This is a genomic window from Fictibacillus arsenicus (genome assembly GCF_001642935.1).
Lineage (GTDB): Bacteria > Bacillota > Bacilli > Bacillales > Fictibacillaceae > Fictibacillus > Fictibacillus arsenicus_B.
In genome coordinates this window covers 3,155,364-3,176,323 of sequence record NZ_CP016761.1, presented here as the reverse complement: position 1 = coordinate 3,176,323, position 20,960 = coordinate 3,155,364, and the positions used below count along the sequence as shown (strand labels likewise).

Genomic DNA, 20,960 nt, shown 5'->3' with positions numbered 1-20,960 from the left:
CACCATTCATGAAATCGCACTTGGCGCAGCTCGTTTTTCAAATAATATTGAAGCACAAAAAGATTTAGCAGCAATGAATGAAGAATTAGCCAATCACGTTGTTGAAGGCAAGCTATCTACAATGATTTCAGAAAAAATAACGTTAGAAGAAGTGCCGGCTGCGCTTATCAAACTTTCAGAAAGACATGTTAAAGGAAAAATTGTAGCTGTCATTTAATTATTTGCAAACAAAAAAACAGGATCGCCTTAGCGGTCCTGTTTTTATACACTTATTTTTTTATATCTGTGCTGTCTACTGAAGTAATCAGCTTATCAACTAAACCATATTCTACAGCAGATTCAGCAGTTAAGAAGTTGTCACGGTCTGTGTCGCGCTCGATCACTTCAAGCGGCTGGCCAGTTTTTTCAGCCAAGATTTTGTTTAGCTGTTCACGCATCTGGATAATGCGGCGAGCGTGGATTTCGATGTCGCTCGCTTGACCGCGAGTTCCGCCTAGTGGCTGGTGAATCATTACTTCTGAGTTTGGAAGAACGTAACGCTTTCCTTTTTCACCTGCAGCAAGCAGAAATGCACCCATGGATGCAGCCATTCCGATACAGATTGTTGATACATGCGGCTTGATGAAGTTCATTGTGTCATAGATCGCCATACCAGCTGTGATCGATCCACCTGGGCTGTTTATGTATAACGAGATGTCTTTATCAGGATCTTCAGCAGCTAGGAATAAAAGCTGTGCAACGATTGAGTTTGATACGTTGTCATCGATCGCGCTACCAAGCATAATAATACGGTCTTTTAATAATCGGGAGTAGATATCGTAAGCGCGCTCCCCACGGTTCGTTTGTTCAATTACTGTTGGAATTAAGTTCATGGAAATCCTCCTTCTCCTTTTTCACTTTAAACTGTATTGTCATCATACAAAAAAGGTCAAACAAGGTCAAACGATATGCTGTTTAACTTTTCATTTCGCCAACCTATGCATAATATCCTTCTTAAACCTTATGTATGGGCTATCATCATAATGCCCGCTAGGAGTAGGATTTTAAACCTCTGGATGTGAAAACATTACCCTTTTTCTTAAATAACTAAGCTTAGTTTTGGTTTTTAATTTCGATATAAGCTGTTTCTAAATTACGGATGCGGCGAACGATCTCACTGTTTTTATTCAAGTTGTCATTAATAAGTGTCCCAACAATAGAACGATAATAGGCGTTCATCGCGTGTGTTTTTGTAAAAACGTCTTTATTTCTTTCTATAAATTGCTGAAAGTTTTCTTTAAAATAAGGTACTGAAAATGCTTCGCTCATGTTATCCTCCTAATTCAAAGTGGAAACTAAATAATTTATATGTATATAAAACCCTTATCTATCATAGCCTATTCTTGTGCCTAATCAAAATCAAATGAAAAAAATCATCCCTAGTTTTGACAATTAAATTTAGGCATGTTATAATTTATTTAACCATTTACGGTGTGAATATGTTTGGATTTAAAGCGGTCGTACTTTTTGAATAAGAAGTGGAACACTTAAATCCGCTTCTGATTATTCAGATGAGTACGCATTTTTTTATGCCTTTTTATTTACATAGTAATACGGTTAAAAGAGTTAAAACGCTTACATAGCGTTTGTAAGGAGGAAACACCCATGCAAAATGGTAAAGTAAAATGGTTTAACGCTGAGAAAGGTTTCGGCTTCATCGAAGTTGAAGGCGGAAACGACGTATTCGTTCACTTTTCTGCGATTCAATCAGAAGGCTTCAAGTCTCTTGAAGAAGGACAAGAAGTATCTTTCGAAATCGTTGATGGCGAGCGTGGACCACAAGCTGCTAACGTAACAAAACTTTAATAGTAAAGTTTAGAATGCCAGACTGCCCCCGGGCGGTGCTGGCATTTTTTTGTACCCTTAAAATTGTATGAGAATTGACTGGGGTCAGTCCCGGGACAGACCCCAGTCAATTCTCATTTCAATTCAATCACCGCCAAATTTTGTAGGATGTATAGCGCTTACATCTGTAGTATCATGAATAGGGGGAGGGATACAAAATGGAAATGGGTTTGTACCAACAGCAGAGCATGAATCTCGTCATGACAACTGAACTACGCCAGGCCATCGCCATTTTACAAGTTCCTAGTTATGAACTTACTTCCTATCTGCAAGAGCAGGCTTTAGAAAATCCGTTAATCGAAATTTCCGAGCCTAAAGGCATGTTTACAACGCTGAAAAAAAGCGTACGTAAAAATGGAGTCAGCGGTCAATCAGCCGATAAACAGAGTTACGACCATCTGATCATCGAACAAGAAACCCTGTATGACTATCTATATAAACAAGCAATCTTGCTTCCTCTTCAGGAACAGGATCGGAAAATATTTAATTATCTTTTATTAAGCTTGAATGAAAATGGTTATCTGACTGTAACGGCTGAAGAGACAGCAACTCGATTTACAGCATCCATAGAGAAGTGTGAAGAACTTATCTCGATGCTGCAGAAGTTAGAACCGACTGGCATCGGTGCCCGCAGTTTAAGAGAGTGCCTTTTAATCCAGCTTTCTGAACAAAATCTTGAACACACATTAAGCTACATAATCGTAGATCAGCATTTAGAACTGCTAGCAGAACGTAAAATCAAAACCTTATCTGAACTGCTTAATGTCTCCCCGCAGCAGATTGAAGAAGCGGCAGATTTTCTTCAGACATTAGATCCACGGCCGGGAGCAGCTTTTTCACCAGCGGATGAACAGTCGTACTTATATCCAGATGTGTCAGTGTCAGTGGAAAGCGGGAAGCTTCGTATTTTGATCAACGAACAATATTCACCAGTCTTGAAGCTGAATGAAAGCTATGCATCCCTTTTACAAGATAAAAATAAAACGTCAAAGTTTATAGATGAATCGTATCAAAAGTTCAACTGGCTAAAAAAAGCTCTTGAGCAAAGGAAAGAAACACTGCTTAAAATTACATCTGAGATCGTTAGAGTCCAAGAGAAATATTTTCATACGTTCGAGAAAAAGGACCTTATACCGTTAACGTTAAAAGATGTAGCTGATCAAATAGGCGTGCATGAATCTACTGTCAGCCGCGCGGTGAAGAATAAAGTTTTACAGACTTCCAAAGGAGCAGTCGAGCTTAAGTCTTTTTTCTCAGCAAAAATATATACACAGGATGGCGGTAGTGCTTCAGCAGCATCAGCTAAAACAGAGATAAAAAAGCTGGTAGAAAGCGAGAACAAACTTAAGCCATTATCTGATCAAGTTCTTGCAGCTTTATTAGAAAAAAACAGCGGACTAAGCATCTCGCGAAGAACAGTTGCAAAATATAGGGAAGAATTAAATATTCCGTCTTCTGCAAAAAGAAAACGTTACTCTTCATAAATGAAATCTAGATCTTTTCCAGCAGGAAGAGATCTTTTCCTTTGATTCATTTTAAAGATTATTGCTTTAGAACATTTTCTATTGAGTAGGCTTCTTTGACTAGTTGATTGGAGCGTAAGGTGCGAGACTCCTCGAAAACGAAAAATCACATTTTCTTCGTGCGATGTAACGCTGTCGAAACCTTCCTTGTCCTACGGGACGAGCAGACAGGTGAGACTCCTAATGGCGTAAAGCGGCAGGAGGCTCACCGCACGCCCCGTGGAAAGCGAGCAACCTGGAGCGGAAATCAACCACATTCAAGAGCATCAATGAATACTTTTTTATATAAGTTCTGCTATCATCTAAGTTAAACAATCGTTTGAAAAGGAGATCCAAAAATGGGCATAAAAAACTTGATTTTTTATACGAAAATACATTGTCCACTCTGCGATAAGGCACATAAACTATTACAAGAACTGCAAAAAGAAATACCGTTCACAATTGAATCTGTAGACATTTATAAAGACGACGTACTTCTTGAAAAATACGGATTAATGATTCCTGTTATAGAAGTGGATGGCGTTGAAATCGATTATGGAATTATCTCCATTGATAAAGTAAAGAAAGCGCTTACTAATTTTTAATAAGTAAAAGTTGTTGAAATCTAGTGAAAGTATTTGATAATATAAACTTGCCAGAAGGAAAATTAACTTTTTTATGACAAAAAGTATTTTCTGGCACGTTTGAAAATCATGTGATCAGGGAATTATACAATTGGCAATAACATACTTGGGTAACACCAAGTTATTTTCTTACGCTAATGGGACAAAAAATGACTAACCGGGACGAAAAACGTCCAGAAACATCGTTTTATCCCTCATGAACAAAACATACCGTAAACCCATTAAATCAGGAGAATGTGCAATGAAGAATCTATTAGATGTGCAAAAGAAATTGCTGCCAGACCTTCTGGATACGATGCGGAAACGTTACAACGTTTTAAATGTGGTAAGAATTCATGAGCCCATTGGCAGAAGAAGCTTAGCTTCCACCCTGAACATGACAGAACGGGTTTTGCGTTCTGAGGTTTCCTTTCTGAAAGATCAAGGGCTTCTAACAATTCAGACGGCTGGCATGTCATTAACTTCAGAGGGGCATGATATTTTAGTAGAACTCTCTGAGATGATGAAAGAATTGTCAGGTTTGCATGTTTTAGAATCAGATCTTAAGGAAATGTTAAATCTGTCTGAAGTCATCGTTGTACCAGGTGACAGTGATCAAGATCTTTGGGTCCAGAACGACATGGGTAAAGCTGCAGCTGACAGGCTTAAGCGTCAGCTGTCAACGGAAAACATCATTGCAGTAACGGGTGGCACAACTCTCGCCTCTGTTGCAGAAATGATGTCACCGATCCAAAAAGGCCAACAATTGCTGTTTGTTCCAGCCCGCGGTGGACTTGGGGAGAAGGTTGAAAACCAAGCCAACACGATTTGCTCAACAATGGCTCAAAAAGCCAACGGCGAATACAGGCTGCTTCATTTGCCGGATCAGCTAAGCAAAGAAACCTATCTTTCTTTAATGGCTGAACCTGGTGTAAAAGAAGTGATGGAGCTCATACACTCCGCTGGTATAGTGCTGCATGGGATTGGTGATGCTAAAACAATGGCAGAACGCAGGAATTCCAACCCATCCCTTTTGGAAAAACTGGATGAAGAAAAAGCCGTAGCTGAGGCGTTTGGCTACTACTTTAACCAGCAAGGGGAAGTCGTTCATCGCGTCCGTACGATTGGACTGCAGCTTGATGAGCTTCACAACAGTGATTTCATCATGGCAGTAGCAGGCGGTTCATCTAAAGCAGATGCGATTGCAGCTTTTATGAAACATGGTCCAAAAAAGGTACTCATAACAGACGAGGGAGCTGCCCGCAATCTTTTGGGTCGCCCGTAAGTCTATTTTCATTACGTTATTAAGGGGTTTTCCCTTTATATAAAAAATAAATTCTCTCTTAAATCAAGGAGGTCATTTTACATGGCAACAAAGATTGGTATTAACGGTTTCGGTCGTATCGGCCGTAATGTATTCCGCGCAGCATTCAACAACCCTGAGGTAGAAGTTGTAGCTGTAAACGACTTAACAGATGCAGACACTCTTGCTTTCCTTTTAAAGCATGACACTGTTCATGGCAAGTTCGCTGGTTCTGTAGAAGTTAAGGAAAATGCACTAATTGTAGATGGCAAAGAAATCAAAGTTTTAGCTGAACGCGATCCAGCACAACTTGGCTGGGGAGATCTTGGTGTAGAAGTAGTTGTTGAATCAACTGGACGCTTCACAAAGCGTGCTGACGCTGCTAAACACTTAGAAGCTGGCGCTAAAAAAGTAATCATTTCTGCTCCTGCTTCAGATGAGGATATCACTGTAGTTCTTGGTGTTAACGAAGACAAGTACGATGCTGCTAGCCACGATGTTATCTCTAACGCATCTTGTACAACAAACTGTCTTGCACCATTCGCAAAAGTTCTTCACGAGAAGTTTGGCGTGAAGCGCGGTATGATGACAACAGTTCACTCATACACAAACGATCAGCAAATTCTAGATCTTCCACATAAAGATCTTCGTCGTGCTCGTGCGGCTGCTGAGAACATCATTCCTACTTCAACTGGAGCTGCAAAAGCGGTATCTCTAGTGCTTCCTGAACTAAAAGGAAAACTTAACGGTATGGCAATGCGTGTTCCAACTCCAAACGTATCTCTAGTTGACTTAGTTGTTGAACTAGACAAAGAAGTAACAGTTGACGAAGTTAATGCTGCACTTAAAGCTGAAGCTGAAGGCAACCTAAAAGGAATCCTTGGCTACTCTGAAGAGCCGCTTGTATCAACCGACTACAATGGCGACACTCATTCTTCTACGATCGATGCTCTTTCTACAATGGTAATGGAAGGAAACATGGTTAAAGTCGTATCTTGGTACGATAACGAAACTGGATACTCAAATCGTGTTGTCGATTTAATTGACTATATCGCTAAAAAAGGACTTTAATAGATAGAGAAGAACAATAAGGAGGGGGAGAAGTCATTTTTCAGGGCTTCTACTCCTCTTTCCCATGTATAATCTGGGTTGTCATTCTTTTAATCTTTTTGACTGTCAGGAGGTTTCATGTACTTATGAACAAAAAAAGTGTTCGCGACATCGATTTAAAAGGCAAAGTCGTTTTTTGCCGCGTTGATTTCAACGTGCCGATGAAAGATGGAAACATTACGGATGAAACGCGTATTAACGCTGCTCTTCCAACCATCAAATACTTAACAGAGCAAGGTGCAAAAGTTCTTTTAGCAAGCCACTTAGGACGTCCAAAAGGACAAGTTGTGGAAGAGCTTCGCTTAGATCCAGTTGCACAGCGTTTAAGCGATCTTCTTGGAAAAGAAGTTGTAAAAACGGATGAAGCATACGGGGAAGAAGTAGAAAAAGCATTAGCAAGCCTAGAAGAAGGCGGCGTAATTCTATTAGAGAACGTTCGTTTTTACCCTGGTGAGGAAAAGAACGATCCTGAACTAGCAGAAAAATTCGGAGCTTTGGCTGATGTGTATGTTAACGATGCTTTCGGAGCGGCACACCGTGCGCATGCTTCAACAGAAGGAATCGCAAAACATCTTCCTGCTGTATCAGGTTTGTTAATGGAAAAAGAACTTGAAGTGCTTGGAAAAGCTCTATCAAATCCTGACCGTCCTTTCACTGCGATTATTGGCGGTGCGAAAGTTAAGGACAAGATTGACGTAATTGACAATCTTTTAGACAAAGTAGACAACTTGATCATTGGCGGTGGCCTTGGCTACACATTTATTAAGGCTCTTGGCCATGACGTAGGGAAGTCTCTTTTAGAAGAAGACAAAATTGAAACAGCTCGAGGCTTCATGGAAAAAGCGAAAGAAAAAGGCGTAAACTTCCTGATTGCTGAAGATGTTTTAGTAGCAGACGATTTTTCAAATGATGCTAACACTAAAAATGTAGACATCGATTCCATCCCATCAGACTGGGAAGGTCTTGATATCGGAACGAAAACAATCGAAAAGTACGTAAAGGTTATTAAGGAATCGAAGCTTGTAATATGGAACGGACCGATGGGTGTGTTTGAAATTGACGCATTCGCAAACGGTACTCGTTCTGTTGCAAACGCTCTTGCAGAAGCAACTGACACATACAGTGTTATCGGCGGCGGAGACTCAGCTGCAGCTGTTGAAAAGTTTGGTCTCGCTGACAAGATGAGCCACATCTCAACAGGCGGCGGAGCTTCTCTTGAGTTCATGGAAGGTAAGGCACTTCCAGGCGTCGAAGCTCTTAACGACAAGTAATACGATTACAAGTTGAAAAGAACTGTTATACGTAAGCTTTGTTGCTTTCGTGAGTGGTTGATTTCCGCTTCAGGTTGCTCGCTTTCCGCGGGGCGGGCGGTGAGCCTTCTCGCGCTTTGCGCCTTTAGAAGTCTCACCTGTCCCACTGATCCCGCAGGAGTCTCGCACCTTACGCTCCAATCAACTTGTCAATGATGAATCATAACAAGAACGATCGAATGCAACACTTTTTGAAAAGAACCTAAAAGAGACACTTTAAAGAGGTGAATTTGAATGCGTAAACCTATTATTGCAGGTAACTGGAAAATGAATAAAACGTTAACTGAAGCACGCAGTTTCGTGGAAGAAGTGAAAGGTCTTGTGCCTTCAGCTGAAACTGTTGATTCTGTAATCTGTGCTCCTGCTCTTTTCCTTGACTGTTTAGCAGACGAAGCAGAGGGTACACCTCTTGCGATCGGTGCTCAAAACATGCACTTCGAGGAGAAAGGTGCTTTCACAGGTGAGATCAGCCCTGTAATGCTAAAGGATCTAAACGTTCAATATGTTATTCTTGGACATTCTGAACGCCGTGAACTTTTTGGTGAAACAGATGAATTAGTAAACCAAAAAACACAAGCTGCATTCAAACACGGATTAACTCCGATCGTTTGTGTGGGCGAAACATTAGATCAGCGTGAAGCTGACAAAACAAAAGATGTCGTTAAAGAACAAACGGAAAAAGGACTTCAAGGTCTTTCAGATGAGCAGATGAAACAAACGGTTATCGCTTATGAGCCTGTTTGGGCAATCGGAACAGGGAAGACAGCATCTTCTGAAGATGCAAATGAAGTTTGTGCTTACATCCGCAGTGTTGTTGCAGAACAATTCTCACAAGATGTCGCAGATGCTGTACGTATTCAATACGGCGGCAGTGTAAAGCCTGACAACATCAAAGAGTTAATGAGCATGTCAGACATCGATGGTGCATTAGTTGGCGGTGCCAGCCTTGAGCCAAAATCTTACCTTCAGCTTTTGGAGGGTGTTAGCCGATGAGTAAAAAACCGGTAGCTTTAATCATCTTAGACGGCTTTGCTTGCCGTAATGAAGACAAAGGTAATGCTGTTGCACAAGCGAAAAAGCCCAACTTTGACCGCTACTGGGAAACGTATCCGCATGCACAACTAACTGCTAGTGGGGAAGCTGTTGGTCTTCCTGATGGTCAAATGGGAAATTCGGAAGTGGGTCACTTAAACATCGGTGCAGGACGTATCGTGTATCAAAGTTTGACTCGCGTGAATTTATCGATTAAAGAAGGCGATTTTTACGAAAATCAAACATTTATCGAAGCCATGAACCATGTGAAGCAAACTGGCAAAGCTCTTCATATCTTCGGATTGCTTTCTGATGGTGGAATCCACAGCCACATCGAACACATCTTATCACTGCTTGATCTTGCTAAAAAGCAGAATGTAGAAAAGGTATATCTGCACGGATTCTTGGACGGGCGTGATGTACCCCCTCAATCTGCAAAAGGCTACATTCAAACAACAGTCGATAAGATGAATGAACTTGGTGTTGGTGAAATTGCAACATTATCAGGCCGCTATTATTCCATGGACCGCGACAAGCGATGGGATCGTGTAGAAAAATCGTACCGTGCGATGGTTTATGGTGAAGGTCCTGATTACAGAGATCCGTTCGAGGTAGTAGAAGACTCTTACAGCAACGGCGTTCATGACGAGTTCGTCTTGCCGTCTGTTCTAAAAAAAGAAAATGGCGAGCCAGTAGCGACCATTCAAGATGGAGACGCAGTCATTTTCTGTAACTTCCGTCCTGACCGTGCCATTCAAATCTCACAAGTGTTTACGAATGAAGATTTCCGTGGATTCGACCGCGGAGCAGAGTTTCCAAAGAACCTGCACTTTGTATGTTTAACACATTTTAGTGAAACAGTAGATGGTGACGTGGCATTTAAGCCGACCAACTTGGACAATACGCTCGGAGAGGTTTTATCACAGCAAAACTTCAAACAGCTTCGTATTGCCGAAACTGAAAAATATCCGCATGTAACGTTCTTCTTCAGTGGAGGACGTGAAGCTGAGTTTCCTGGTGAAACGCGCATCTTGATCGACTCGCCAAAAGTAGCGACGTATGACTTAAAGCCTGAAATGAGTGCTTATGAAGTTACGGATGCGCTTTTAGTAGAGATCGAAGCGGATAAGCATGACGCAATCATCTTAAACTTTGCCAACCCTGATATGGTAGGTCACTCTGGAATGCTTGAACCTACGATTAAAGCGGTTGAAACAGTTGATGAATGTTTAGGAAAAGTAGTAGATGCGATTATTGCAAAAGGTGGAGCAGCAATCATTACAGCTGACCATGGTAACGCCGATGAGGTTATTACGATGGAAGGCAACCCGATGACAGCTCACACCACAAATCCTGTACCGGTAATTGTTACCCAAGAGGGAGTAGACCTTCGCCAGGACGGAATCTTGGCCGACCTTGCACCAACGGTTCTAGCTCTTTTAGGAGGCAATCAGCCGAAAGAAATGACAGGTAAAACGTTAATTAAATAGGGGAGCTTAGGTGCATAACGCTGCAAAAGGCCCTTGTACGAATTGTAGAAGTAGTTGATTTCCGCTCCAATCAACTTGTCTTAGAAGCATACTCATGTTTAAAAGCAAGAATCTTTTTGTAATGAGCCTTTACATTAAACTTTTTTATTAAAAGGAGAGAATTTTATGTCAACGATTATTGAAATTTATGCTCGCGAAGTCCTTGACTCTCGTGGTAATCCAACAGTTGAAGTAGAAGTTTACACTGAATCAGGCGCTTTCGGACGCGCAATCGTTCCATCTGGTGCTTCTACTGGTGAATATGAAGCAGTTGAGCTTCGTGATGGCGATAAAGAGCGTTACCTTGGAAAAGGTGTTATGAACGCAGTAAACAACGTAAACGAAAACATCGCTCCTGAGCTAATCGGCTTTGATGTATTAGACCAAGTTGGAATCGACCAAACGTTGATCGAGCTTGATGGTACTGAAAACAAAGGCAAGTTGGGTGCCAACGCAATCCTTGGTGTTTCCATGGCTGTTGCCCACGCTGCTGCTGATTTCTTAAACGTACCTCTTTACATGTACCTTGGAGGATTCAACTCTAAGACTCTTCCAGTACCTATGATGAACATCCTTAACGGTGGAGAGCACGCTGACAATAACGTTGATATTCAAGAATTTATGGTAATGCCTGTTGGTGCTGAAAGCTTCCCTGAAGCACTTCGCATGGGAACTGAAATCTTCCACAGCTTAAAAGCCGTTCTTAAAGAAAAAGGCTTAAACACAGCTGTAGGTGATGAAGGCGGATTCGCTCCTAACCTTAGTTCAAACGAAGAAGCTCTTCAAACAATCATGGAAGCAATCGAAAAAGCTGGCTACAAGCCAGGTGAAGAAGTACGCCTTGCTATGGACGTTGCTGCTTCTGAATTGTTCAAGAAAGAAGACGGCAAATACCACCTTTCTGGTGAAGGTGTTGTTAAATCATCTGAAGAGATGGTTGCATTCTACGAAGAGCTTGTTAACAAGTATCCGATCGTTTCAATCGAAGACGGACTCGATGAAAACGACTGGGAGGGCTTTAAGCTATTAACAGAGCGCATCGGTGACCGCGTTCAGCTAGTGGGAGACGACTTGTTCGTTACAAACACAACAAAGCTTTCTGAAGGTATCGAAAAAGGAATCGGTAACTCAATCCTTATCAAAGTTAACCAAATTGGTACGCTGACTGAAACATTTGACGCGATCGAAATGGCTAAGCGTGCAGGCTACACAGCTGTAATCTCTCACCGTTCAGGTGAGTCTGAAGACAGCACAATCGCTGACATCGCAGTTGCGACAAACGCTGGACAAATCAAGACTGGTGCTCCTTCACGTACAGACCGTGTTGCGAAGTACAACCAGCTTCTTCGCATCGAAGACGAGCTAGGCAACCTTGCAGTTTACCCAGGAATGAACGCATTCTACAACCTAAAGAAGTAAGTAGTACAAAAGTAGGGGTCTGACCCCATACAAAGACAAAACGCCATTTTGTCTTTGTGGAAAAAACACCTCCGAGTTCCTCAGAAACTCGGAGGTGTTTTTATGTGGATTTAAAAAGGTCAGTCCTCCAACTACAACGAACTTTTTGTAATATGCTTTTCTTTTACATGGATATTTGTATAATTAGAACTAGCTGAATAAGAATTAAGGTCGTTTTATGTTTGGCATAAAACGTTAAAAGGGAAGTTGGTGTAAATCCAACACGGTCCCGCCACTGTAATCGGTAGAGCTGTTCATTCGCCCACTGTTCGATATAAGAATGGGAAGGGGAACTACGCTTGTTTGATCCGTGAGTCAGGAAACCTGCCTTAATCGATTGTGCGTACCTTCGAGGAAAAGGGAAAGCAATAGGTAGACGTTAACGTATTTTGTTTACTTTATTGTATTTTGCTCTCCGAAGGGAGGGCTTTTTTTATTTTCAAAAATCCCCCTTTCAAACAGTATTTAGAAGCAGTACCGATCGATTTGTTTAGCTGGTTAATTATACGAGAGACTAGGGGAGAGATGAAAGATGAAAAGATTGCTTACAATATGGTTTACGCTGATGCTCGTCATTGGTGTAATAGCAGGGTGTTCTGCTGAAAAAACATCAACTTCAGAAAAAGCTTCTGAAAACTCAAATGTACATACTGAGTTTCCTGTTTCGATAACAGACGATACAGGAGAAAAAATAACAATAGAAAAAAAGCCGGACCGTATCGTATCCTTGGTTCCAAGTAATACGGAGATTGCTTTTGCTCTTGGGTTAGAAAACGAAATCGTAGGGGTTTCTGATTTTGATAATTACCCTGAAGCAGCCCTGAAGAAAGAAAAAATCGGGGATATGGAGTTTAATGTTGAGAAGATTATAGGTTTAAAGCCAGACATTGTCCTTGCACATGCTTCAGGTGGTGAAAGTGCAAAGCCAGGGTTAACACAGCTTAAAGATGCAGGAATTACCGTTCTTGTCGTAAAAGATGCAACTAATTTTGAAGACACTTATGCAACCATCGAGATGATCGCAAAAGCTACAGGTACGGAAAAAGAAGGACAAAAGATCATTCAGTCCATGAAAGCTGATTTAAAAGAGATTAAAGATCGAGCTAAACATGTAAAAGAAAAGAAAAAAGTATGGGTAGAGGTTTCTCCAGAGCCTGAGATCTTTACGACTGGAAAAGGAACGTTTATTGATGAGATGTTAAATGCTATTCACGCAACCAATGCAGCTGGTGATCAGCAAGGCTGGGTAAAAGTAACAGAAGAAGAAGCGATAAACTACAATCCAGAGGTAGTGATTACAACATACGGTTATTATGTTGAAAACGCAAAAGAACAAGTGATGAAAAGAAGTGCATGGAAAGATGTTTCTGCGGTAAAAAATGAGCAAGTGTTTGATGTTCATTCTGATAAAGTAACAAGACCTGGTCCTCGCTTGATCGAAGGGGTGAAGGAGCTTGCCGAAGCTATCTATCCAGATGTATTCACCGAATAAATTATTCTGGTCTTACCTAGGTGTCATCATTATTTTATTCTTTACCATCGGACTTGGGGTATCGGCAGGAAGTGTGCCAATTCCCCTGGCTCATGTTTTTCAAATTGTTTGTTCAGAAATTTTTCATACGAAGCTGCCTGCTGGCATTGAAGCTTCAACAATAAATATAGTCATGCAAATTCGATTTCCAAGAGTACTATTAGCTACAATGGTCGGCTGTTCCCTGGCTTTGGCAGGAACTGCATTTCAGGGACTCTTAAAAAATCCGCTCGCTGACCCATACACACTCGGGGTTTCGTCTGGTTCAGCACTTGGGGCAGTCTGTGTTTTGTTTTTCAGCTTCCAGCTGCCTTTTCTGCAAGATTTCACACTACCAGTGGTCAGTGTGCTTGGCGGCTTCGTTGCATTAATTGGAGTGCTGGGCCTTGCCCGAATTGTCCAACGGGAAATGTCGATTGAAACGATCATCCTTGCCGGCATTTTATCGAGTTCATTCCTTGGTGCGCTAGTTTCCTTATTAATCGCGCTGACGGGTGAAGAGCTTCGGCAGATCATCGGCTGGCTATTAGGAAGTGTCTCGATGAGGGGCTGGCCGTACGTTCAACTCGTCACCCCATTCCTGATAATTGGCTTTATTATACTAATGTTTAACAGCAGGGAATTAAATGCGATGTCCTTCAGCAGGGAAGATGCTAGATCTACTGGTGTTAATGTAAAGGGGCACACGAAATGGATTTTACTGGCTGCTTCGATACTGACTGGATCCGCGGTAGCGGTTTCTGGAACGATTGGATTTGTAGGGCTCGTTATCCCACACATAGCCAGAAAACTTTGGGGCACTGACCATCGTCATTTATTGCCATTATCTATGGTGCTTGGAGGTATCTTCCTCGTATTGATTGATGTTATCGCACGAACGATTATTTCGCCGACAGAACTGCCGATCGGTGTTTTGACAGCCATTATAGGCAGTCCTGTGTTTGCTATAATTTTTATTTCTTATCGAAAAAAGAGGGTGGGTTCATGATTCACGTTGATCAAGTATCTGGAGGATATGACGGTAAGACGGTACTTAAAGAGATTTCGCTCTCAGTTGAAAGAGGGCAATTGACAGGAATCATCGGTCCAAACGGAAGCGGCAAAACAACCCTTATGAAGATGCTGAGCGGTGTAATGAAACCTTTAAAAGGAACGGTATATATCAATCATCGAAACATCAGTTCTTACTCTTCAAAAGAATTGGCAAGAACGATTGCCGTTTTGCCTCAGAATGGAGATAATTCTTTTGATTTTACTGTTCGTGAAGTTGTCGGTTTAGGCAGGTATCCATACTACAAAGGCTGGTTAAAGCAGTCAGACAAACATGACGAAGAGATGATCGACAAAGCCATGGAACTTACAGATGTTAAACAGTTTGCTTCTTTTCGTTTACAAGAGTTAAGTGGCGGCGAGCGTCAACGGGTGTTCTTGGCAAAAGCCTTAGCCCAGGATCCGGAGATATTGTTGCTCGACGAACCAACGAATCATTTGGATTTGTCTAACCAGATAAAGCTTATGGATCTGCTGAAAATGTGGAATCGATCCAGAGAACTAACAGTGGTTGCCATACTCCATGATTTAAATCTTGCAAGTCTGTACTGTGATAACATCTACATGCTTAATAAAGGAACGATTCGAGCAGAAGGTATACCGGGTAAGGTAATGGATTCAGTTACTTTACAGGACGTGTATGAAGCCAATCTTTTGAGGCATGAACATCCAGAGTTTCCGAAGCCTTTGATTTCCCTTAATCCTCTTGAATCAGAGAAGGTTAATAGTTTTAATGATTTACAGATTTCTCAACAAAATGATAGGCTAGTGGTTTCATCTAGCTATCCATTTAAAACGCTTTCTTCAACAGATAGTTTTAAATGGGCAGATACGTTTATATTTGAAGAGGAACATGTTCAAAAGTTCGCTCTACAAGATCAGACTTTAAGATTTAAGATTGAAAACGTAAATCATACGGCTATTAGCTCCAGCTCTGAATCATTCGGAGAAATTTATGTAGTAGCAAGTATGGGAACAACGAATGAGCCCTTCACGATAGCGGTGTTTCTACAGGCAACTCTTACAGAGGCTTCCTATTTGCAAATTATGCTTGCTATTAATGAAGCCATCCATACTCCAACACTTTTAAAATCTGACTTGCGTTCAAATATTTGTATCGCTTCTACCCAAACAGGTGAAAAAATTCTTTCTGCTGCAAGGAATACGAATTTTGCCCAAACACTTTTTACCCTGGTGACCAAAGCAATAGATACAGCCAAACAAAAAGGAGATACACGTTCAAAAGAAACTATGGATTATCAGATGTTCTTAGAAAGGCGGTAGTAGCATTGCTGATTTTTGTAACTGGAGGGGTTAGGAGTGGAAAAAGCACCTTTGCCGAACAGGTTGTTTCTCGCTATGTCTTAGAGGATCACAAAGCTTATTATGTAGCAACGAGTGCTCATATTGATCAAGAAATGAGAAGGAGAGTCCAAAAGCACCGGGATGATAGAGAAAGAGATTCATTGAATTGGACTACAATTGAACAGCCTAGAAATCTCCATGAGCTGGCAGGGGAATTTCAATTCGGAGATGTGGTTTTACTAGACTGTCTGACAAACCTCTTGAACAATGAACTATTTGAGGGATGGGATATGAATGCTAACAATTGGATTTTTCGTTCATTCAGAAAAAATATATACGACAATATCTTAAAAGGCATAAATGAGCTAATGGAAGCGGATGTAACGTTAGTGATTGTTTCGAATGAAGTATTTTTTGATCCGTTACCTGTAAATGAGGATGGAACGTATTACTATGTCGAGCTTCTCGGAAAATTGCATCAAGCTATCGTTGAAAAAGCGGAGATAGCTTGTTTGGTCGAAAATGGAACACCTATTTTTATGAAGAGGAGCATCACACATGCAGACCGAACAGCGAACCGTTAAGTTTTCCTCGCTTCATGGGCTTGGGCTCGCCTTTCAATTTTTGACGATTTTGCCTATTCACCAATCTTTTGTATGGAACCTTCAGACCGCAAGATGGAGCATCATGAATTATCCTATCGTAGGTTTTGTAATAGGAATACTCGCTTCTATTCAAGTTTCTATGCTTGAGCAAGTAATGAATATTTCACCACTTATTCTTACAGTTTACTTATTCTCCTTTTCTATCATTATTACTGGCGGCCTGCATTTGGACGGGTGGATGGATTTAAGTGATGCTTACTTTTCCCGAGGTACAAATGAGAAGAAATTAGAAATTATGAAAGACTCACGTGTAGGAGCGTTTGGGGTATTGTCTGTTTTATTCCTTCTTGGCTGGCGTTTTGCATTCATGTACGAAATCATAAATGGAAGCGATGAATTTGTATGGGTTTTATTTTTATTTATTCCATTCCTCGCGCGTACCGGAATGGTGTATGTTCTTATAAAGGCCCCATTAGTAAAGAAGAATGGGATGGCATTCGCAATGAAAGAGGCTGTTGCTCCACAATTGACGGCCATATTAATCGGGTACCTCATTTTGGCCCTTATCGTCTCCTATTTTGCTGGTGCATTACTGCTTGTTGCAGGGTTAATCGTCGGGGGGATCATGTTTGCTTTAATAAGCTGCCGTTTTTTTATAAAAAATTTTGGAGGAATTACGGGTGACATGCTCGGTGCCTGTGTGGAGGGAACAGAAACATGGCTTTGGTTCGCAGGGTGGCTGTTACTTTGCTTCGTCACGGTTTAACAGCTGCAAATCAACAAAAACAATACATCGGGACACTTAATCCTTCCCTTTGTGAAGAAGGAATCCATGAAATGAATCTTTTAAAAGCGGCGTTTGTTTTTCCGAAAGCAGATGCAGTGATCTCTAGTGACAGAAAGCGTTGTTTGGAAACTGCCCGTATTCTCTACCCAGATCATCCAATCATAACATCAGGAACTTTTTGCGAACTTCATTTTGGAGAATGGGAAGGGAAGACATATGAGGAGTTAAAATATCAACGTCAATACCAGAAATGGATAGATGATCCTTCCGTGTACCAACCGCCAAAGGGAGAATCGCTTTACGAATTCGAAAAAAGATTAGAGCTTGGATGGAAATCGGAGCTTGCTGCCTATTTTGAAAAAGAACAAGTAAGTCATATCGTTCTTATTACTCACGGTGGTCCGATCCGATATTACTTATCCAAGTTAGCACCTAATAACCAAAAGTGGCCGTGGAAGACAGAGCATGGAAAAGGTTATACATTTTTTTGGGACTTAGAAGAATTAAGGAGGGATAAACGGTGCATTTCGTTACAGGCGGAGCCTTTCATGGCAAAGCAAAATGGGTAACCGGAACTTATAATCTCTCTCGGGAAGATAATGGCTGGTTTGTATTGAAAGATGGGATTCCTGCCTCTGATGATTTTAATCGTGGCAACATAGTTGTTCTTGAAGGTATTGAACAAATGGTTCGATCTACCGTACTCGAAAAAGGGGAGTCAGCGGCAAGAGAAACATTATCACAGGTTTTGGAATCTTGGCTGATTTGGGATGCAAACAAAGATCATCAACTTATATTAATTGGAACAGACATCGGAAAAGGAATCGTGCCGATGGAACAAGAAAATCGGATGTGGCGTGATTTCAATGGGTGGTTTTTTCAAGACATCGTAAAGAAGGCTCTCAGAGTAGACTTAATCTGGTACGGGATTCCTCAGCTTTTAAAAGGGAAGGGTGATGGGCATGAAACTATATACGAAAACGGGAGATGAAGGAAAAACGAGTGTTATTGGGGGACGTTTAGATAAAAGTCATATTCGCGTAAAAGCTTATGGATCACTTGATGAATTGAATAGTTTTGTTGGACTTACGATCACTAAACTATACGATCCCATGTTCTGTGACATTGCATCTCAATTGGCGAAAATTCAACATGAACTATTTGACTGTGGAGGTGACCTATCTGCTGTTAAACAAGATTATCCTTTTAAAACAAAGGATGAAAGTGTTCTTTTTCTTGAGGAGCGCATGGACCAATATGTTCAAGAAGCACCAGAATTAGAGCGGTTTATATTACCAGGAGGTTCTGAGCCCGCTGCTTATTTTCATATTTGCCGTACGATAACGCGCAGGGCAGAACGAGAGATCGTAGAATTAAAGCAGACAGATACGATTCATCCTGTTGTTCTTCGTTACATCAACAGGTTGTCTGATTACTTTTTTGCTGTTGCCCGTGTAGTTAATTACAGACTGCAAATCAAAGATGTAGAGTATGAAAGAAGTGCAATCGTATTCAGAGGCAGAAAAGGGAAAGGGAATGAGCAGGATGAAAAGTAATCGTGCTGTTCCCTTCGTTATTTTCTTATCACTCGCAATTGCGGGGTCATTTATTAAAATCCCGGCTGGTATCGGCAGTCTTGCTTTTGATTCCATGCCTGCCTTAGTATCAGCTGCACTTTGGTCGCCAAGTTGGGGAATGGTTGTTGCAGGAGCAGGACATTTGATGTCATCAGGACTTGCAGGTTTTCCGATGGGTCCTTTGCATGTACTTATTGCTGTTCAGATGGCCGGATTAACCTTCCTTTTTGGATACCTTTATCAAAGAAATAACCGCAATCTTGCACCTATATTGTTTGTCGCTGGTAACGGAATTGCGGCACCACTCATGCTGGTGCCGATTATCGGGAAGGGAATTATACTAGCCATTATACCTGGACTTCTGCTAGCTTCTATACTGAATGTAATTACTTCCACTCTTATCATTCCCCGGTTAAAAACATTTTGGGAAAAACGGAGAGTATGATCGTAGATGAAAAAAAGAGACGTACTGATCATCCCCTATCAAAAAGAGTCCAACCTTGTATTTTCATCTGACAATTCAGGAGGTATCGGATTAAAGGAACTTGATCACGTGAACGTACAATACGAAATTGTCTCATATTATGGATTTAGAGTAGCGATGATGGAACTGCTAGGTGTCGGGGCACAACCAATGGCATTAATCATCCACTCTTTCAATGGAGACGAGGCGTGGGGTTCACTAGTAAAAGGAGCAAATCAGTTGATTGCCGACCTTGATTTGGATGGTTTGGAAGTAACGGGGAGTTCCGAGTCTAACTTTTCCCTTCTTCAATCAGCATCCTCCTTTACAGTAGCGGGAACTGTTTCACATCAAAATCTACGTATTGGCAAAACTAGTGAAAGAGCCAAATTCGCCGTGGTAGGGGAACCTCTAGTAGGTGAAGAAGTTATGAGCAAAGAAAATAAGGTTCTTCCTTTACGTTTATTTCAAGAACTTTTAGATCAGGAAGAAGTATACGAAATCATCCCTGTTGGTTCAAAAGGAATCCTATATGAACTCAATCTGCTCACTGATCAGCAGATAGCTTTTACTTCGGATTTACCATTAACAAAGTCTGCAGGTCCCGCAACATGTGTAGTTATAAGTTATTCTTCCAAAGCACATGACACCCTTATACAAATTTGCGGACCGCATTTTCACCCACTGGGGGTCTGACCCCAAACAAATACAAAACGCAATTTTGTCCTTCTCAGAAGGACAGCCCCCAAGCCTTGGTTTATAAGCACATGCTCGGGGGCAGTTTTACTGAATTCTTCTAATAAAGTTTTAATGGTAGTTATCGAGAGCGGCCGTTAGAGTGAAGGATGGTGACAATGAGCATTGAGAAACTGATCATCAGTGACATCGTTTCAAAAACAGTCATTTTTGATCCCTCCAATCTTGTTACCTTTAAGATTTGTAAAAGCAGGGTTGTCCTATACGGCAAAATTTAAAATTTTTTGGAAACTTCATAATTATTTTTCATCTATAAATCAAAGTAGAGCCACTATGAATAAGAGGTGGCCGTTAAATTTAAATACTCTTATTTCTTCTAATTTGAGCAAATATCATTTAAAATGCTAGTAACAAGTTATTGTTTTTGTTCGGGGGAATTAATATGAAACAAAGCCTATACATACGAATAGAAGCGGGAGATCCTTACGATACGGGGAGCTTAATTCCGCTCAAGTCCGAAGGGGAAGTCTTAACCTTTGGGAGATCATCACATACGAACGAAACAGATATTTCACTGCTCAGTCCATATGTATCACGCAATCACGCTGAAATCTTTTTACAAGACGATCAGCCTTTTATTCGTGACTTGGATTCAAAACATGGCACAGAACTGAATAACGTAAAGCTAGAACCAGAAGTTCCAAAAAAGCTGCAATCAGGTGATGTGATCAGTCTGGCAAAAGGTGTTGTCCTGTTAACCTATTTAGATACCGAAATGGCAGAAACAGATTTAACGATGGAATTCACCTCACCGATCGAGCCTGCTGAAAAGAAAATCACCAACGGTCTGCACATCATTCCTGAACGTCGACAAATCTCGATAGATGGAGAACCGTTATTTTTATCAGGCAAACATACTGACCTGCTGGTTTTTCTCTACAGAAAAAAGAACCAGGCGGTCAGCAGCGATGAAATTAAGATCCAGATATGGCCTGAAAGAATGGTAGCAGGATCAAATACGCTTCCTGATGTAGGGAATGATGAGATCAACGCTCTTGTCTATCGTTTGCGAAAGAAGCTTGGACCATATGGCGACTCCATCGTTACAGTTCCGCGATATGGATACATGTTGCAAATTAAATAAGCTCTCTACTTAGAAACCTGCAAAAGACTATGTCGTGCAGGTTTTTTATTT

At 41.2% G+C, this 20,960-nt stretch carries 24 protein-coding genes and 1 riboswitch; of the genes, 21 read left to right on the top strand and 3 right to left on the bottom strand.

Annotated features, from left to right (window positions below; translation table 11 throughout):
* The first annotated feature begins 4 nt into the window (after positions 1-4).
* Entirely contained in the window at positions 5-217 is a 213-nt protein-coding gene (locus ABE41_RS20755) for a zinc-binding dehydrogenase (RefSeq protein WP_367642160.1), read from the top strand.
* Between the two features lie 52 nt (positions 218-269).
* Here ABE41_RS20755 and clpP read toward each other — a convergent pair whose 3' ends face one another.
* Both clpP and yvfG read right to left on the bottom strand, forming a co-directional pair.
* A complete protein-coding gene (gene clpP, locus ABE41_RS16260; protein WP_066292572.1) occupies positions 270-872 on the bottom strand; it encodes an ATP-dependent Clp endopeptidase proteolytic subunit ClpP in 603 nt (200 codons plus the stop codon).
* 220 nt (positions 873-1,092) lie between these two features.
* Positions 1,093-1,308, bottom strand: coding sequence for a protein YvfG (gene yvfG, locus ABE41_RS16255; RefSeq protein ID WP_066292570.1), 216 nt, complete (start codon positions 1,306-1,308; stop codon positions 1,093-1,095).
* A gap of 336 nt (positions 1,309-1,644) precedes the next feature.
* On the opposite strand from yvfG, the gene cspD reads away from it, so the two are divergent.
* The 19 genes from cspD (at position 1,645) to ABE41_RS16160 (ending at position 19,765) form a co-directional block, all read left to right on the top strand.
* The gene (cspD, locus tag ABE41_RS16250; protein WP_066245685.1) at positions 1,645-1,845 is read left to right on the top strand and encodes a cold-shock protein CspD; all 201 of its coding nucleotides are present in this window, start codon (positions 1,645-1,647) and stop codon (positions 1,843-1,845) included.
* A 197-nt stretch (positions 1,846-2,042) separates the two neighbouring features.
* Entirely contained in the window at positions 2,043-3,368 is a 1,326-nt protein-coding gene (rpoN, locus tag ABE41_RS16245) for an RNA polymerase factor sigma-54 (protein WP_066292569.1), read from the top strand.
* 377 nt (positions 3,369-3,745) lie between these two features.
* A complete protein-coding gene (locus ABE41_RS16240) occupies positions 3,746-3,991 on the top strand; it encodes a glutaredoxin family protein (RefSeq protein WP_066292567.1) in 246 nt (81 codons plus the stop codon).
* A gap of 280 nt (positions 3,992-4,271) precedes the next feature.
* Complete coding sequence (locus tag ABE41_RS16235; protein ID WP_066292565.1) at positions 4,272-5,294, top strand: sugar-binding transcriptional regulator; 1,023 nt, start codon at positions 4,272-4,274, stop codon at positions 5,292-5,294.
* An 81-nt stretch (positions 5,295-5,375) separates the two neighbouring features.
* Positions 5,376-6,383 (top strand): type I glyceraldehyde-3-phosphate dehydrogenase, encoded by a 1,008-nt coding sequence (gap, locus tag ABE41_RS16230; RefSeq protein ID WP_066292564.1) that lies wholly within the window; start codon positions 5,376-5,378, stop codon positions 6,381-6,383.
* A gap of 125 nt (positions 6,384-6,508) precedes the next feature.
* A complete protein-coding gene (locus tag ABE41_RS16225; protein ID WP_066292561.1) occupies positions 6,509-7,693 on the top strand; it encodes a phosphoglycerate kinase in 1,185 nt (394 codons plus the stop codon).
* Between the two features lie 273 nt (positions 7,694-7,966).
* Positions 7,967-8,725: a triose-phosphate isomerase gene (gene tpiA, locus ABE41_RS16220; RefSeq protein ID WP_066292558.1), complete on the top strand. Its 759-nt coding sequence runs from the start codon at positions 7,967-7,969 to the stop codon at positions 8,723-8,725.
* The gene (gene gpmI / locus ABE41_RS16215; protein WP_066292555.1) at positions 8,722-10,254 is read left to right on the top strand and encodes a 2,3-bisphosphoglycerate-independent phosphoglycerate mutase; all 1,533 of its coding nucleotides are present in this window, start codon (positions 8,722-8,724) and stop codon (positions 10,252-10,254) included. Before tpiA ends, gpmI begins: the two co-directional genes overlap by 4 nt.
* A gap of 165 nt (positions 10,255-10,419) precedes the next feature.
* Entirely contained in the window at positions 10,420-11,712 is a 1,293-nt protein-coding gene (gene eno, locus ABE41_RS16210) for a phosphopyruvate hydratase (RefSeq protein WP_066292554.1), read from the top strand.
* Positions 11,713-11,902: 190 nt separating this feature from the next.
* Positions 11,903-12,097: riboswitch (cobalamin riboswitch) on the top strand.
* 186 nt (positions 12,098-12,283) lie between these two features.
* Positions 12,284-13,243, top strand: coding sequence for an ABC transporter substrate-binding protein (locus tag ABE41_RS16205; RefSeq protein WP_066292553.1), 960 nt, complete (start codon positions 12,284-12,286; stop codon positions 13,241-13,243).
* Positions 13,206-14,270 (top strand): FecCD family ABC transporter permease, encoded by a 1,065-nt coding sequence (locus ABE41_RS16200; RefSeq protein WP_066292551.1) that lies wholly within the window; start codon positions 13,206-13,208, stop codon positions 14,268-14,270. Before ABE41_RS16205 ends, ABE41_RS16200 begins: the two co-directional genes overlap by 38 nt.
* Positions 14,267-15,616, top strand: a complete 1,350-nt coding sequence (locus ABE41_RS16195) for a heme ABC transporter ATP-binding protein (RefSeq protein WP_066292548.1) — start codon at positions 14,267-14,269, stop codon at positions 15,614-15,616. The genes ABE41_RS16200 and ABE41_RS16195 overlap by 4 nt, the downstream gene beginning before the upstream one ends.
* Positions 15,617-15,621: 5 nt before the next feature.
* Positions 15,622-16,221 (top strand): bifunctional adenosylcobinamide kinase/adenosylcobinamide-phosphate guanylyltransferase, encoded by a 600-nt coding sequence (locus ABE41_RS16190; protein WP_066292545.1) that lies wholly within the window; start codon positions 15,622-15,624, stop codon positions 16,219-16,221.
* Positions 16,196-17,008 carry an adenosylcobinamide-GDP ribazoletransferase gene (gene cobS, locus ABE41_RS16185; RefSeq protein WP_066292543.1) on the top strand — a complete coding sequence of 271 codons (813 nt, stop codon included), beginning with the start codon at positions 16,196-16,198 and terminating at the stop codon, positions 17,006-17,008. The genes ABE41_RS16190 and cobS overlap by 26 nt, the downstream gene beginning before the upstream one ends.
* Positions 16,960-17,598 (top strand): histidine phosphatase family protein, encoded by a 639-nt coding sequence (locus ABE41_RS16180; protein ID WP_066292540.1) that lies wholly within the window; start codon positions 16,960-16,962, stop codon positions 17,596-17,598. The genes cobS and ABE41_RS16180 overlap by 49 nt, the downstream gene beginning before the upstream one ends.
* Entirely contained in the window at positions 17,550-18,020 is a 471-nt protein-coding gene (locus tag ABE41_RS16175) for a bifunctional adenosylcobinamide kinase/adenosylcobinamide-phosphate guanylyltransferase (RefSeq protein WP_066292536.1), read from the top strand. Before ABE41_RS16180 ends, ABE41_RS16175 begins: the two co-directional genes overlap by 49 nt.
* The gene (locus tag ABE41_RS16170) at positions 17,992-18,585 is read left to right on the top strand and encodes a cob(I)yrinic acid a,c-diamide adenosyltransferase (RefSeq protein ID WP_066292533.1); all 594 of its coding nucleotides are present in this window, start codon (positions 17,992-17,994) and stop codon (positions 18,583-18,585) included. The genes ABE41_RS16175 and ABE41_RS16170 overlap by 29 nt, the downstream gene beginning before the upstream one ends.
* Complete coding sequence (locus tag ABE41_RS16165; RefSeq protein WP_066292530.1) at positions 18,575-19,051, top strand: hypothetical protein; 477 nt, start codon at positions 18,575-18,577, stop codon at positions 19,049-19,051. The genes ABE41_RS16170 and ABE41_RS16165 overlap by 11 nt, the downstream gene beginning before the upstream one ends.
* 6 nt (positions 19,052-19,057) lie before the next feature.
* Complete coding sequence (locus ABE41_RS16160) at positions 19,058-19,765, top strand: hypothetical protein (protein WP_066292521.1); 708 nt, start codon at positions 19,058-19,060, stop codon at positions 19,763-19,765.
* A 121-nt stretch (positions 19,766-19,886) separates the two neighbouring features.
* Here ABE41_RS16160 and ABE41_RS21560 read toward each other — a convergent pair whose 3' ends face one another.
* Positions 19,887-19,946, bottom strand: a complete 60-nt coding sequence (locus ABE41_RS21560; RefSeq protein WP_367642159.1) for a hypothetical protein — start codon at positions 19,944-19,946, stop codon at positions 19,887-19,889.
* A 261-nt stretch (positions 19,947-20,207) separates the two neighbouring features.
* On the opposite strand from ABE41_RS21560, the gene ABE41_RS16155 reads away from it, so the two are divergent.
* A complete protein-coding gene (locus ABE41_RS16155) occupies positions 20,208-20,909 on the top strand; it encodes an FHA domain-containing protein (RefSeq protein WP_066292519.1) in 702 nt (233 codons plus the stop codon).
* Positions 20,910-20,960: the final 51 nt, after the last annotated feature.

Coding starts and splice junctions, on each gene's coding strand:
- clpP (WP_066292572.1), bottom strand. CDS start 872: ATGAACTTAATTCCAACAGTAATTGAACAAACGAACCGTGGGGAGCGC.
- yvfG (WP_066292570.1), bottom strand. CDS start 1,308: ATGAGCGAAGCATTTTCAGTACCTTATTTTAAAGAAAACTTTCAGCAA.
- cspD (WP_066245685.1), top strand. CDS start 1,645: ATGCAAAATGGTAAAGTAAAATGGTTTAACGCTGAGAAAGGTTTCGGC.
- rpoN (WP_066292569.1), top strand. CDS start 2,043: ATGGAAATGGGTTTGTACCAACAGCAGAGCATGAATCTCGTCATGACA.
- ABE41_RS16240 (WP_066292567.1), top strand. CDS start 3,746: ATGGGCATAAAAAACTTGATTTTTTATACGAAAATACATTGTCCACTC.
- ABE41_RS16235 (WP_066292565.1), top strand. CDS start 4,272: ATGAAGAATCTATTAGATGTGCAAAAGAAATTGCTGCCAGACCTTCTG.
- gap (WP_066292564.1), top strand. CDS start 5,376: ATGGCAACAAAGATTGGTATTAACGGTTTCGGTCGTATCGGCCGTAAT.
- ABE41_RS16225 (WP_066292561.1), top strand. CDS start 6,509: ATGAACAAAAAAAGTGTTCGCGACATCGATTTAAAAGGCAAAGTCGTT.
- tpiA (WP_066292558.1), top strand. CDS start 7,967: ATGCGTAAACCTATTATTGCAGGTAACTGGAAAATGAATAAAACGTTA.
- gpmI (WP_066292555.1), top strand. CDS start 8,722: ATGAGTAAAAAACCGGTAGCTTTAATCATCTTAGACGGCTTTGCTTGC.
- eno (WP_066292554.1), top strand. CDS start 10,420: ATGTCAACGATTATTGAAATTTATGCTCGCGAAGTCCTTGACTCTCGT.
- ABE41_RS16205 (WP_066292553.1), top strand. CDS start 12,284: ATGAAAAGATTGCTTACAATATGGTTTACGCTGATGCTCGTCATTGGT.
- ABE41_RS16195 (WP_066292548.1), top strand. CDS start 14,267: ATGATTCACGTTGATCAAGTATCTGGAGGATATGACGGTAAGACGGTA.
- cobS (WP_066292543.1), top strand. CDS start 16,196: ATGCAGACCGAACAGCGAACCGTTAAGTTTTCCTCGCTTCATGGGCTT.
- ABE41_RS16180 (WP_066292540.1), top strand. CDS start 16,960: ATGGCTTTGGTTCGCAGGGTGGCTGTTACTTTGCTTCGTCACGGTTTA.
- ABE41_RS16170 (WP_066292533.1), top strand. CDS start 17,992: ATGAAACTATATACGAAAACGGGAGATGAAGGAAAAACGAGTGTTATT.
- ABE41_RS16165 (WP_066292530.1), top strand. CDS start 18,575: ATGAAAAGTAATCGTGCTGTTCCCTTCGTTATTTTCTTATCACTCGCA.
- ABE41_RS16160 (WP_066292521.1), top strand. CDS start 19,058: ATGAAAAAAAGAGACGTACTGATCATCCCCTATCAAAAAGAGTCCAAC.
- ABE41_RS16155 (WP_066292519.1), top strand. CDS start 20,208: ATGAAACAAAGCCTATACATACGAATAGAAGCGGGAGATCCTTACGAT.